Raw genomic sequence first — 12,876 nt, 5'->3', positions numbered from 1 at the left:
TCTATTGACTAAGATTGCCACCCAAGACAGCTTCAATATATATACTTGGATTCATTAAGCCTTCTACCGCCATATCAACGTACTCATGAATTCCTTGTGCACCTAATCCGAGCGCAATCGTTATGATGGTAAGGATACCTATTGGTAACATTAACCCCTTTGTTGTCCCTTTCTCTTTCTCCTCTGTTAAGTCGGTATACCCCCAAAAGACATTCATAAAGATTTTCATGATCGAATACAGGACCATAAGGCTGGTAAACAATCCAATTCCACCCAGCCATAAGTAGCCAGCTTCAAAGGTTCCCTCTGTTATGAAAATTTTACCTAGGAAGCCGCTTAACGGCGGAATCCCTGACAGTGACAATGCTGCAATAAAGAACATCCATCCTAATCCTGGGTGCAAGCGGATAAGACCGCTTATTTCTTTCAGCTTACTCGTACCAGTAAGATGTATGATTGTTCCTCCTAAAAGGAAAATCAGCGCCTTCACAACCATATCGTGAATCAGATAGTAGAGAGACCCCGTCATCCCTTCTGTTGTATAGGACGCAACCCCTGCTAAAATAAATCCCACACCTACAACTACGTTATAGGTTAATATTCTTTTAATATCCCAAAAAGCGACTGCCCCAATTGCTCCTAATAGCATCGTTGCCGCAGCCAATATTCCGATAAATAAATGCGTCACCTCTGGCTCATGATAAAAGACCAGTGTAAAAACTCTGATAATGGCATAGATTCCTACCTTCGTTAACAAAGCGGCAAAAATAGCGGAAATCGCTGTTGGAGGAGCACTGTAGGAGCCTGGCAGCCAAAAGAAGAGAAAAAGCCCTGCTTTTAAACTAAATACAATTAAAAATAAAATGGCAACTGTAGTCATGAGACCCTCTTGTCCAATCTCGGCTACACGAATCGAGAGGTGTGCAAAATTCAGTGTGCCGGTCATTGCATAAAGGAATGCGATAGCAACTAGAAAAAGGAAGGAGGAGATGATGTTAATCAATATATATTTTATAGATTCGCTTAGCTGAATTTTCGTACCTCCCAGTGAAATCAACACATACGATGAAACCAACATCACCTCGAAGCAAACAAATAAATTAAAAATATCACCGGTGATAAAGGAACCATTAACCCCTGTAATTAAAAACAAAAAGAGCGGGTAAAAGTAGTTGGCTTCTCTCTCTTTTCCAATGGAGTGAAAAGCATATAGTAAACAACAAAGTGAGACGATGCTTGTCACAAGAATCAGTAATGCTGAAAACATATCAGCCACCATACTTACCCCAAAGGGAGCTTTCCAGCCGCCTAAATGAAGAGTTTGAATCCCGTTCGTATGAATTTGAGTGATTAGTAATATTGTCGAAATGCTTATCGCTATTGTAGATAAAACACTAAAAAATCTTTGCAATTTTATATTTTTTCTAAAGATCACCATAATCATTCCCGCTATAATGGGGATAATGATTGGCAAAATGACCAAATTATTCATCCTTAATACCTCTCAATTGTTCCGTATCATCCGTGCCTAACACTTTATAAGCACGATAACTCAGCACTAAAAAAAGAGCTGTTGTTGCAAAATTAATTACGATTGCTGTTAATAAAAGGGCTTGTGGTAATGAATCTGCATAGGTTAGATTCTTTATTCCTAAGAGCGGCGGCCCTCCCTTTTTTAACCCTCCCATCGTGATAATCAGTAAATTGACACCATGACCTAGAATCGAGGTCCCCAAAATGATTCTTAATAAGGTTTTCGTCAAAATCAAGTAAACTCCAATGGCAAATAATAGACCAACAAGGATAGACATTAACGTTTCCATTATCGATCATCACCAATACTCATTATTATCGTCATAGATGTTCCAATAACCGCTAAAGCTACCCCTACATCAAAAATCACTGCTGTAGCAAGCTCTGTCTTCCCGAATATCGGCAACTCAAAGTAGCCAAATGATTGAGATAAAAAGGGAGCATCTAGAACCATCGCACCTACTCCCGTCAAAACAGCAATTAACACACCTACTGCAGCCACCACTTTAAAATCGACGGGAATATTATGACGAACCGTTTCCATATCAAATGTTAAAAACATCAGGATTAAGCCTGAAGCAAAGACCAAGCCACCGATAAATCCACCACCGGGAAAATGATGTCCTGAGATAAAAAGATTAATGGCAAACGTAAAAATAATCACGACTGCCACTTTTGTTACACTTCGAATGATAACATCATTTGGCTTCTTCATTTTTATCCCCCCCGCCAAGTCTAACCTTGATTAATGTATACACACCAATACCAGCGATACATAAAACGAGAATCTCAAGCATCGTATCAATACCGCGAAAATCCACGAGGATTGAGTTTACAATATTTTTTGCGCCTGCTAATTCATAGGAATTCTCATAAAAGCTTGAAATCGATTCAAATAAACGGTTGCCATTTGCCGATAAAGCAACAAGTGTAACAACGACACCAACCCCAATGGAGATGACCGCATTTACCGCTTTGAACTGTATACGGCTTACTTCCTTTCTCAACTGCGGCAAGTGATAGAAGCATAGCAAGAATAGTGCAGTTGTAACTGTCTCCACAACTAGCTGCGTTAATGCCAAGTCAGGTGCTCTAAATAGCACAAAGAAAAAGGAGACTAGAAATCCAAGTGCACCAACAGCAACAATGGAGGTCAACCGGGTTTTTGAAAACAGTACAGTTATTGCCGTAATGATCATCGCAGTCATTAATCCCGCTTCAAACATATTGGCAGGAGCATCTTTAGATGGGTCAAAGGAAAATCCATCAAAGAACCACATCGCTCCCCCGACAACAAGGATGATAAATGAAAATATATAGATTAAATAATCACGGATAAACCCTGTCATGTACCGCTCTGTTATGAACTTCGATAGGCTTTCCATTTTTACAAGACAAAGATCATACACACTATTTAACGTGAAATTCTCCGGATATAGGTGATAAATTCGATACCATTTTTTCAAATAAATGTACAACAATGTGCCCAGTCCGATGACTCCAAAAGTCATAAATAACTCAGTATTCCAGCCATGCCAAGCACTAATTTTCACTTTCATTTCACCAGTATCAGCCAGTGTAGGTAACACTGCATTCATAGCAGGCTTTATTAAGTATTGTGAAAGGACATTCGGAAAAAAGAAAATAATAATAACGAGAGAACCAAGGACAAGTGGTGAAAGTAACATCCCAATCGGTGCCTCATGTACTACCCTGCCTAATTTTTCAGGCTTATTCTTCCCTCTAAAGGTTTTAAAAACAAGAATCATGCTATAAATAAAGGTAAAAACACTAGCAATCCAAGCGATGATTGGTATAGCTATACCAAGTGCATCTGCATTAAACACCGACATTGTTGATACATTTAGAACGGCAGTAAAAAACATTTCCTTACTTAGAAAACCATTAAATGGCGGCAGGCCGGCCATTGCAAAGCTTCCAATTACGGTTAGGGTAAAAGATATAGGCATTAAATGCATCAAGCCCCCCAACCTGCGGATATCTCGAGTTCCTGTCTCATGGTCAATAATACCAACAACCATAAACAGACAACCTTTAAATGTAGAATGATTAACTAAGTGGAAAATCGCAGCAAATATAGCCATGGCATATACAGAGGAATCCGTACCAACTCCATAATATAAGGAGGCAGACCCTAAACCAAGAAGGCTCATGATTAACCCTAATTGACTAATCGTAGAGTAGGCCAATAAAGCCTTAAGGTCCGTTTGTCTCACTGCATTTACAGATCCATATAATAATGTTATCAATCCTACCCCTGAAACAAGCCAAAACCATTCTGCTGCACCACCGAAAATCGGTGTCATCCGCGCAACTAAATAGATCCCCGCTTTAACCATTGTGGCAGAATGTAAATAAGCACTTATGGGGGTAGGCGCCTCCATTGCATCGGGTAACCAAATACTAAATGGGAATTGCGCTGACTTTGTAAATGCACCGATTAATAGTAATATCATGGCTGGAATAAACAATGAATGCGTTGATAGATCAGCTGAATTGCTTATCATTTCACGAATACTATACGTATCCGTAATCATTGAAAGCATGATGAAGCCTGCCAGCATCGCCAGCCCGCCAAAAATTGTAATCAACATTGATTTTTGTGCACCATATCGTGATTTTTCACGTTCATACCAATACGCAATTAATAAGAAAGAAGAAATACTTGTTGTTTCCCAAAAGACATATAAAACAAAAATATTATCAGAAAACACTAGACCGAGCATAGCTCCCATAAATATCAATAAATACACATAGAAATTATTAAGTGCTTCCCGATGTTTAGACAGATAGAAAATAGAATAAAGGATAACTAATGTACCAATACCGGAAATTAACAATCCGAGAATTAGGCTTAATCCATCCATATATGTTATGAAGTTAATATTGTAGGCTGGGATCCATGGAACAGTTTCTGTGAAAGTATTCCCTTCTGAAATATTGGGTAAATAAGTGAATAAATACGCAAATATCACCAAAGGAATAGATAGGACAAACCATCCCGTATGAATACGTGGTGTCAATTGTTTATAAATATAGGGGACACCGATTGCAAAAAGAAACGGTATAAAAATCATAATGTGTAACCAAGAAGACATCATATCCCTCCCTATTAGTTTTTACAAAATACTACATTATTGTAATTAGATTGACTGAAAGTGTAGCATGGGTTATAGTCATACATAGTCTATTAAAAGTGGTCGATAATCGGGTTTCAGTAATTACGATTCCGAGGTGAACGAAAAGTGAAAAAAATGAAAGAGCGCATGGACGAAAGTATCCTCGTATGTGTTTATTATGGTCCTAATGGTGAACGTCTCATCCAACGTGGTTGTAAAATTGCCAATATGCTAGATTGTCCACTTTACATTCTAACCGTAGATCCTAAACCATTTGATGATTTGGATGCAGAGAAATCAAACTATATTGCTAGATGGAAACAATTAGCTTCCGAGCATAGTGCTGACGCATTTATTATTAAGGATAATGAACAAAGACCGATTTCAAAAGTGATTGCAGAGGTTGCCAGAGAAAAGAACATTACACAAATCATACTCGGTCAAACTGCTCAAAGTCGTTGGGAACAAATCGCTAAGGGGTCGATTATTAACTCTTTACTCCGTGAAATTCCATTTGTTGATCTTCATATCATATCTGTAGCCCGTTTTCTAAAAAATCCTGATCGACATTTCGAAAAAGGTGTACGAGCGTATCTCGTTAAGGATAATAATAACTACCGCCTAATCTTTAAACATACAAAGGATATAGCGTTTGAAGGGATTTTCTTTAAGGAATACGGAACTGATTTTAATAATGGTATTTTCAAATTTATGAAGGACAAGGAAACATTACAAGTCCAAGTAAATGAGAATATTGTTAAGGATTTAACAAACGTTGATATGGATACGAACTTATCTTCTGATGATGACTTCTTATAAAAATATCTCCTCCAGTTGAGATGAAGTGATTTCCTTCACCTCAACTGGAGGTTTTTTTATTTATAGGCTGTGTTAGACTAGGCTGTTGATTTGCGCTCCAGGCGCTATGCTTTCCGCGGGCTCGCCCGTGAGCCTCCTCGCAGCTTCGCTCCAATCAACAGGTTCTAAAATCAACAGTATCCTTTAACACAGCCTATTTATAAATTTACATCCAATTTGATCAACGGTTTCTCATTTTTACTTATCCCAATATATCTTAATGTTTCTGATGGAGAATGATGATGATAAATACTCATTAGAATGGAAATGGCAATCCCTTTTCGATAGGCGTGATAGCCGAATGTTTTTCTTAGTGTATGAGTACCTATTTTACCTGGAATCCCAACTTCTTTTGCGGCTGTATTAATAATTCGGTATGCTTGCTGACGGGTGATTGGCTGATTATTCTTTTTGGACTTAAACAAATAATCACTATCGTTAAAAACATACGTTTTCAAGTAATCCTCAAACGCAAGTTTAACGTTATTATTTAGATAGTAAGCTTTTGTTTCATCACTAGTGGTTTCCTTTAAATACAAAAACTCCTTTATCCCCGTACCATCCCAAATATCTTCAATCTTTATTGAAAGTAAATCACTAATTCTTATTCCAGTATTAATTCCAAGAACAAAAAGCAAAAGGTCTCTTTTTGACTGCTTCCGTAATATTTCTTTTATCGCATTAATACTTTCAACGTCTCTTATAGGCTCAACATACTCCATAGGCGGCCTCCTAGAACCTCCACGTATTCCACAATATAAGTTACATAACTACAACATAACATAGACTAAGTTACATTACAAAGAATTGAATCGCCATTTAATCGAACTTTTCACTAGATATTTTTACAAAAAAATCATCCGTCGTATGGAAGACGGATGATTTCTTCTTTCCTTTATCATTTTCAAAAGCACCTTTTTTTATTTAATATAAAGAGAGTTCCTCCGAGTGTAAACACAGAAATAAATTTACTTGCTAGGATTAGATAGGAAGTGATTTGATTATCTAGGGTAATATGAGGAATGAGAAATAGGCCATAAACCACCAGGAGACCAAAAGCGAGAATCGAAAAAGCATTTTTAAAAGCTCTATCGATGATTACCCTGCTTTTTTCCTCTTCGGAGTTTGTGGAAATGGAAACTGCATATGCAATAACTAGGATGATAAGATAGGTTAATCCAATAACCGCATAATAGATGTGCATGTTTGACTCCCTCCTTTTCAAATAATGATTGAGAAGTAATCATTCATATTGACGAGCAGCCTAAAATAAAAATATCGTCACGAACCAAAACAATTGCTATATACGAAAAGTCCGCCGCAATAGGACTTAATGATCCCAGAGTGACAGACTCCATCTAAAAAAACAACTTATTACTTATTTAGCAATTATTATATTTTCATCCTTATTATCTCATAATGATTTATGATTTTGAAGTATATTGTCCCCTGTATTTTATTGATAATCCTTTCAAAAGGTTCTAATTGTATTTATCTTCCTTCAGATTTTTGAGTAAATGTTAATAAGCAAAATAAGCCGAAACTAAGCAGCAGTGTTGCTCCGCCGCCAATATAAACGATTAAGTTGGCTGCTCTTGGAAGGAAATTAAAAATATTTAGTGCCATCCCCGCTGTTAAACCGACAACTCCAATGATCGCTGAATACACATGTAACGCTGACAGTATTTTCGCACTTGGTTGAAATACCCGATAATAAACCGCCCATGCAAAGATTGAAAGCCAGCCGACAACTAATACATGAGCATGAACAGGTCTAAATGCATAATCATACGACCCTGCCATATGCCCTCCCATTACGGCGCCGATTAAGCCGAAAACCGCTGATAACCTTAATAATAAATTACTATATTTCATATTCATTATATGAATTCCCTCTCTTTTTCTACTAAATTTCCATCCTTCATCGTAAATATACGATCACATAATGGCAGAATTTGCTCGTCATGTGTGACGATAATGGCTGCTTTATTATACTGTTTTACCATATTAGAAATTAGCTCCATAACTGCTAAACTTCTGCTGGAATCTAAACTTGCTGTAGGCTCGTCTGCCAAAATAATTTCTGGATGGTTTACGAATGCTCTTGCAATCGCAGCTCTTTGTTTTTCTCCCCCAGATAGTTGGTATGGATAGTGCTTTGCCCTGTTGAGTAATCCCACCTTTTCTAGAAGAAGATGACAAAACTCTTTTGATGCCACACTCCATTGTTTGGCCATTTTAAGGACGAAAAATAAATTCTCCTCCACATTTAAATAGGGAACTAGATTAGATGTTTGAAAGATATAGCCGATTTGATTCAGTCTGACATTTGCTTTATCAGACTCATTACAATTATTTATAGTAACACCATTAACAATCACTTCGCCATCATCAGGTGTTAACAAAGCACCGGCTATCGATAGAAATGTACTTTTCCCTGACCCAGAAGGACCTATAATCGCAATCATTTCTCCATTTTTTATATTAAATGATAGGTCCTTTAGGATAATGGCTGTCTTATCGCCATCTTCATACATTTTAGTAACACTTTTTAAACTAAGTGGATATTGGCTTTGCATGATTATTCCACCCTTCCCATTGCCTGAATTGGGTCTGCTTGAATAATATTAAAAGTTGATAGTAAACTTCCAAATATAGAAACAATCGCGATGATTCCTGAGAATTTCGCTATTTGAATAGGATCAAAAAGGAACGGAATATCCTCTGGAAGAACCAAAAAGATGGCCCAGGTAAATCCAACTGCAGCAATCAAACTAATCATCGTCAATATCATTACCTGTAACAGGGTCGATTTACATAAATAGGCTGTTTTAGCCCCGATGGCTTTCAATATTCCGAACTGATTCGTCTTTTGGATGGTCATGATGTAGAAAAAGGCACCCAATACGAAAACCGCAATGACAATTAAAAAGGCAAGCATCATAAACAATGAATTTTGCTCTGCTTCATATCCCGGAATTCCTTTTACAACAAATTCTTTTTCTATCCAACCTCCATCATTAACTTTGTTTGAAATATCCTCCATCGAATCGCTGCTATTTTGAACGACAATGGCGCTATAGAATGGTTCGAGATTAATTTCTTTCCAAGTGTCAAAAGTGATAAAGGCAACGGGCGTATGACTAAAGGTTTGATTGCTTGTGAACCCAATGACCTCAAGCCAAACTCCAGATTTTTCATCCCTTAATTTCTGACCTAATTTGATTCCTTCTTGTTTCAATGAATCATCAAGAACTACCTCATTGACTTTCTTATTACTTAATCCCTTTCCTTCTTTAGCAATAGGTTCAAGGAAACTTGCTGAATTGATTGCCATTAAAGTCACTTCAATATCCTTATCGGATTTTTCTATACCCATTGAAGTCATACTGATGCCGAGGGGCTGCATGTTAGCAGAAAAATCGTCCTCACTAATTTCTCCCATCGTTAACTTAGAACGATCGATACGGTTTTCAGAATCTTTATCAAGAAAGAAGGATTCTGCGTTCATTTTTTTAATTGAGGAGGCATTGTCCATAGACAAGCCATTTGCTAATCCGTTAATAATAAATACTAAGGATGCTATAAAAAACAATATAAATAAGATGAGTAAATATCGAACCTTATAAAAGATCATTTCTTTTATGGAGTGAGATAACAAAAAATTCACCTTCCCTTTTCATGATTTCATAAAGAGTGTACCTTATGAATATGAACGGAAGATGAATTTCAAATTACAATTCTATAGGTTACTGATTCGGCGGACCTTTGCAGGGAAGAATAACTGTAAAAGTAGTGCCAAAATCTTTATCACTTTCTACTTCTATTTTTCCTTTATGCATTTGTACAATACTTTGAACGATTGAAAGCCCCAAACCTGTTCCTTCCACCGCTTTAGATCTTGAAGGATCTGCTCGGTAAAAGCGGTCATAGATTCGCTCTATTTGCTCATGTTCCAGCCCAATTCCTGAATCCTTAAATTGGACTTCAATAGAGTCATGAGTGCTTGTTAAGGTAATATCGATACTGCCATTCTCCACATTATATTTTATTGCATTGGTTAATAGGTTTTCCCAAACCGAATGTAACAAAAAAGGATCCCCCTTCATTTTTGTTTCTGGAAGGGAGTAGCTCAGCATAAGTTGCTTTTCATTTATTCTCCAGCGATATTGTTCAATAACACTTTTTATTTGACCTGCTGCGTCGAATTCTTTTATGTCGATTAAATCCTTCTTGCTCTCAATCGATGAAAGAAGGAGCAGCTGTTTTGAGAGATTAGATAAACGGTTGATTTCCGAATGGATTACTTTTATGTGATTTTTCTTTTTCTCATTTGAAAGTCCCTCATCGTCTAGTAAATTCACATACCCTTTTATATTTGTAATGGGTGATTGGATATCATGGGAGACATTTGATATAAACTCTTTTCTTAACTGATCTACTTTGGCCAACTTTCTTGACATATTCATAAAGTTTCCGGCTAAGTCACCTATTTCATCTTTTCGATTAATATCCAAATGAATCGTGAAATTCCCTTCAGATAAGACTTTGGTTGCCTGATTTAATTTGACAATTGGTTTTACTAAGTAGTTCGAGCTTATTAAAACAAATAAAATACTTAATAAAATGGAAGTAAGCAAAAGCCAGGCAAACAATAAATGCATCTCATTAAACATCAATTTAATATCAGGACGGATGAATAAAGCAAATTTTCGTTTTTGGTATGTAAAAGAAACTCCAACACTATTCTTTAATTCATTGGCAAAAAATCCGGTAACAAATGTCTTATGAGGAAAATGCTCAATACCATGATAAATTTCACCAGCAAGAACAGCGGTAATTGCCTTCTTTGAAAGGCTTCTTTCCCGGTAGTTAGTTCCATAAAACTGTTCTCTCCCATGATTATTAATGGTATATAGTTGATAACCAATCGACCCAATATGCTCCAAGTAATCATTCAAATCAATGTTTGGATTCCTCTCAATATATTCCGAAATCTCCAATGCAAAATTTGTGATTTTAAAATCATTTTGGGATTTAAGCGAATGTTGATAATACACATTTGAAATAACAAAGGATAAAACTCCACTAAGCACCATAATGAATATGGTCGTAAGCGCAAACTTACCATAAAGGGATTTCATTTACTGGACCTCCAAGGAGTAGCCTACACCTCTAATGGTCTTAATGAAAATCACTTCAGATACATGCTTAAATCTTTCTCTTAAACGTTTAATATGAACGTCCACTGTCCTTTCGTCACCTTCATATTCCAATCCCCAGACTTGCTCAATCAATTGATTTCGATTGAAAACCTGATTAGGGTAGGAGGCCAGGAAGTACAGTAGATCGAATTCCTTTAAAGGTAACATATACGTTTTTTGAGCTATTTCCACTTCATAACTCTTTTTATTAATAAAAAGATTTCCTATTTTTATATCGGATTCATTCAACCTTCCGTACCTTCTTAGCAGGGCATTTACTCTAAAAAGCAATTCCTTTGGCTCAAAGGGTTTTACTAAATAGTCATCTGTTCCTGAGTGAAATCCTTTTTCCTTATCTTCAATTTGGCTCTTGGCAGTAAGCAAAATGATAGGGATATCATTAAATTTGCGGAGTTCTTTGGTCAAACTGTAACCATCCATTTTCGGCATCATGATATCTATGATAGCTAAGTCGCACAATTCCTTCTCAACAAGCTTTAGCCCCTCTTCTCCATCTGCTGCCTCTAAAACCTTGTAACCTTCTTTCATTAATAAATCCTTAACTAAATAACGGATATGCTGATCATCATCAACAACTAAAATCCTCTTCATGGAACTCACCTATATACAATGGCTAAGCCTTTCAAGAAATTCCGGGCGTATTTATCAAGGCACTGCTTATAATTCTTATGACCTTCTTTTCTTAAAAACGCGCTTAATTCACCTTTTGTTACGGTAATTCCTGCTTTTTCAAAGATATCGAGCATATCCTCACTAGTTAATGCCAATGCTATCTTCAACTTCTTTAATAGCAAATTGTTGACACTTTCTTTACTCTTTGCAGGAGGAGGTGAATCAGGTTGACCGGGCTTTGGTTCTTGTTTACCTCTTTTAAACGTAATAATACCATTTAAAAATGACTCTAACATGCTGTTCGTACACTTAATGTACTCTTCATCCTCCGTTAAATCATCATAATAGTAATCTTCGTCATCGTAACTGTCATTTGGTTTCGTCAGTATTTTGAGCACGTCATCTTTTGTTACATCAATGCCGCCTAGTTTAAATATCTCAACCATATCTGTATTTTTAATATCCAGCGCATACCGTAATCGAATTAATATATCATTATTCTCCATGATTAAACCTCCAATATAATAGCTATTTTAGTATATCCGTTTCAAAAATTAGACAGTCATTTTCCAGCTTGATAAAGCTAACCAGTTCTCCTGCTCCTCATAATCTGGGATTATTTTACCCACAAGACGCCAAAAGGAGCGATCATGATTCAGGTGGACCATATGACACATTTCGTGGACGACGACATAGTCGATTACCTTTTGTGGTGCCATCCCCAGCCTCCAATTGAAGGTTAACTGCTGCTTGGAATCACAGGTTCCCCAATTGGTCTTATTGTCTGTAATACGGATAGAACGTGGTTTTACTTTAAAGTTACTTTGATAGGAACGAATACTCTTTTCTACTAACATTTTGCACTGCTGATAGTAAAACCGTTTTAAAGCTTGTTTTACTTTTTCATCTTCAAGTTGTTTCACAACTATATGTAACTTTTCCTCTTCAAATCGAGCATAGTCTTGTTGGGCTTCCGTATCTTGAGTAATTTGGATGGGATATTCTTTTCCTAAATAAAGAAAGCTCTCCCCATGCTCATAGGTTTTCACCGTTGGTCCAAGGGTTCTATCCTTCATTTCTTTAAGTTTTAGCTGAATCCAATCCCATTTTTCCTCTAATGCTAGAATCACGCGTCCATCGGATATCCCTTTAGGAACATGGACTTCAACATATCCAGTACCATCTATATGAATGCTCATCGATGTACGCCTTTTATACTTAATCTCAAAGTTAATACTCTGACCTAAATAGGTATGAATCATCTTATCACCTCGGGGACCAAGGGGACGGTTCTCTCCTGGTCATAAATTTCAAAAAAAAAATTAGAGTAGAAGTAATAATTCTACTCTAACTCAATTATGAATGTAAACATGCTTACTCTTATACTACTATATATACCTATATAACAACAAAATTCAATGCTATTGTATGTTAATTAATCGTTTGATTAAAAGCAGGCCAAGCTCTTCGTTTGTAGGAGTTCCAGGCTAATTTCCCATGCAATAATT

The 12,876-nt window shown here is 36.6% G+C and carries 14 protein-coding genes; 1 reads left to right on the top strand and 13 read right to left on the bottom strand.

What is annotated here, in order from left to right; all coding sequences use genetic code 11:
* Position 1: 1 nt before the first annotated feature.
* From M3189_RS19375 to M3189_RS19360, 4 genes are read right to left on the bottom strand one after another with little or no spacing between them, the layout of a single operon-like run.
* Positions 2-1,492: a Na+/H+ antiporter subunit D gene (locus M3189_RS19375; RefSeq protein ID WP_251636756.1), complete on the bottom strand. Its 1,491-nt coding sequence runs from the start codon at positions 1,490-1,492 to the stop codon at positions 2-4.
* Positions 1,485-1,823, bottom strand: coding sequence for a Na(+)/H(+) antiporter subunit C (locus M3189_RS19370; RefSeq protein ID WP_251636753.1), 339 nt, complete (start codon positions 1,821-1,823; stop codon positions 1,485-1,487). Before M3189_RS19370 ends, M3189_RS19375 begins: the two co-directional genes overlap by 8 nt.
* Positions 1,823-2,248 carry a Na(+)/H(+) antiporter subunit B gene (locus M3189_RS19365; RefSeq protein ID WP_251636751.1) on the bottom strand — a complete coding sequence of 142 codons (426 nt, stop codon included), beginning with the start codon at positions 2,246-2,248 and terminating at the stop codon, positions 1,823-1,825. The genes M3189_RS19370 and M3189_RS19365 overlap by 1 nt, the downstream gene beginning before the upstream one ends.
* Positions 2,232-4,652, bottom strand: coding sequence for a Na+/H+ antiporter subunit A (locus tag M3189_RS19360; RefSeq protein WP_251636749.1), 2,421 nt, complete (start codon positions 4,650-4,652; stop codon positions 2,232-2,234). Before M3189_RS19360 ends, M3189_RS19365 begins: the two co-directional genes overlap by 17 nt.
* A gap of 156 nt (positions 4,653-4,808) precedes the next feature.
* Here M3189_RS19360 and M3189_RS19355 point away from each other — a divergent pair, with 156 nt between their 5' ends.
* Complete coding sequence (locus M3189_RS19355) at positions 4,809-5,492, top strand: universal stress protein (protein ID WP_285889753.1); 684 nt, start codon at positions 4,809-4,811, stop codon at positions 5,490-5,492.
* Positions 5,493-5,689: 197 nt separating this feature from the next.
* Here M3189_RS19355 and M3189_RS19350 read toward each other — a convergent pair whose 3' ends face one another.
* The 9 genes from M3189_RS19350 to M3189_RS19310 form a co-directional block, all read right to left on the bottom strand.
* On the bottom strand, positions 5,690-6,253 hold the full coding sequence (locus M3189_RS19350; protein ID WP_251636744.1) for a tyrosine-type recombinase/integrase: 564 nt from the start codon (positions 6,251-6,253) through the stop codon (positions 5,690-5,692).
* Positions 6,254-6,435: 182 nt separating this feature from the next.
* The gene (locus M3189_RS19345) at positions 6,436-6,735 is read right to left on the bottom strand and encodes a hypothetical protein (RefSeq protein WP_251636742.1); all 300 of its coding nucleotides are present in this window, start codon (positions 6,733-6,735) and stop codon (positions 6,436-6,438) included.
* 287 nt (positions 6,736-7,022) lie between these two features.
* Positions 7,023-7,412: a hypothetical protein gene (locus M3189_RS19340; RefSeq protein ID WP_251636740.1), complete on the bottom strand. Its 390-nt coding sequence runs from the start codon at positions 7,410-7,412 to the stop codon at positions 7,023-7,025.
* Positions 7,412-8,110, bottom strand: a complete 699-nt coding sequence (locus M3189_RS19335) for an ABC transporter ATP-binding protein (RefSeq protein ID WP_251636738.1) — start codon at positions 8,108-8,110, stop codon at positions 7,412-7,414. Before M3189_RS19335 ends, M3189_RS19340 begins: the two co-directional genes overlap by 1 nt.
* A 2-nt stretch (positions 8,111-8,112) precedes the next feature.
* A complete protein-coding gene (locus M3189_RS19330) occupies positions 8,113-9,168 on the bottom strand; it encodes an ABC transporter permease (protein ID WP_251636736.1) in 1,056 nt (351 codons plus the stop codon).
* Between the two features lie 112 nt (positions 9,169-9,280).
* Entirely contained in the window at positions 9,281-10,675 is a 1,395-nt protein-coding gene (locus M3189_RS19325) for a HAMP domain-containing sensor histidine kinase (RefSeq protein WP_251636734.1), read from the bottom strand.
* Positions 10,676-11,347: a response regulator transcription factor gene (locus M3189_RS19320; RefSeq protein WP_251636731.1), complete on the bottom strand. Its 672-nt coding sequence runs from the start codon at positions 11,345-11,347 to the stop codon at positions 10,676-10,678. It abuts the gene before it with no gap.
* Between the two features lie 5 nt (positions 11,348-11,352).
* Positions 11,353-11,874, bottom strand: coding sequence for a DUF1456 family protein (locus M3189_RS19315; protein WP_251636729.1), 522 nt, complete (start codon positions 11,872-11,874; stop codon positions 11,353-11,355).
* Between the two features lie 48 nt (positions 11,875-11,922).
* Complete coding sequence (locus tag M3189_RS19310) at positions 11,923-12,630, bottom strand: M48 family metallopeptidase (protein ID WP_251636727.1); 708 nt, start codon at positions 12,628-12,630, stop codon at positions 11,923-11,925.
* Between the last annotated feature and the right edge of the window lie 246 nt (positions 12,631-12,876).

It is taken from the genome of Neobacillus niacini (assembly GCF_023715415.1).
Lineage (GTDB): Bacteria > Bacillota > Bacilli > Bacillales > Cytobacillaceae > Neobacillus > Neobacillus niacini_C.
Note: the sequence above shows the minus strand (reverse complement) of the source record. Positions and strands in the feature narration are given on the sequence as shown.

Excerpts from the sequence above, each read along its gene's own strand:
- M3189_RS19375 (WP_251636756.1), bottom strand. The coding sequence starts at position 1,492 with ATGAATAATTTGGTCATTTTGCCAATCATTATCCCCATTATAGCGGGA.
- M3189_RS19370 (WP_251636753.1), bottom strand. The coding sequence starts at position 1,823 with ATGGAAACGTTAATGTCTATCCTTGTTGGTCTATTATTTGCCATTGGA.
- M3189_RS19365 (WP_251636751.1), bottom strand. The coding sequence starts at position 2,248 with ATGAAGAAGCCAAATGATGTTATCATTCGAAGTGTAACAAAAGTGGCA.
- M3189_RS19360 (WP_251636749.1), bottom strand. The coding sequence starts at position 4,652 with ATGTCTTCTTGGTTACACATTATGATTTTTATACCGTTTCTTTTTGCA.
- M3189_RS19355 (WP_285889753.1), top strand. The coding sequence starts at position 4,809 with ATGAAAGAGCGCATGGACGAAAGTATCCTCGTATGTGTTTATTATGGT.
- M3189_RS19350 (WP_251636744.1), bottom strand. The coding sequence starts at position 6,253 with ATGGAGTATGTTGAGCCTATAAGAGACGTTGAAAGTATTAATGCGATA.
- M3189_RS19345 (WP_251636742.1), bottom strand. The coding sequence starts at position 6,735 with ATGCACATCTATTATGCGGTTATTGGATTAACCTATCTTATCATCCTA.
- M3189_RS19340 (WP_251636740.1), bottom strand. The coding sequence starts at position 7,412 with ATGAATATGAAATATAGTAATTTATTATTAAGGTTATCAGCGGTTTTC.
- M3189_RS19335 (WP_251636738.1), bottom strand. The coding sequence starts at position 8,110 with ATGCAAAGCCAATATCCACTTAGTTTAAAAAGTGTTACTAAAATGTAT.
- M3189_RS19330 (WP_251636736.1), bottom strand. The coding sequence starts at position 9,168 with ATGATCTTTTATAAGGTTCGATATTTACTCATCTTATTTATATTGTTT.
- M3189_RS19325 (WP_251636734.1), bottom strand. The coding sequence starts at position 10,675 with ATGAAATCCCTTTATGGTAAGTTTGCGCTTACGACCATATTCATTATG.
- M3189_RS19320 (WP_251636731.1), bottom strand. The coding sequence starts at position 11,347 with ATGAAGAGGATTTTAGTTGTTGATGATGATCAGCATATCCGTTATTTA.
- M3189_RS19315 (WP_251636729.1), bottom strand. The coding sequence starts at position 11,874 with ATGGAGAATAATGATATATTAATTCGATTACGGTATGCGCTGGATATT.
- M3189_RS19310 (WP_251636727.1), bottom strand. The coding sequence starts at position 12,630 with ATGATTCATACCTATTTAGGTCAGAGTATTAACTTTGAGATTAAGTAT.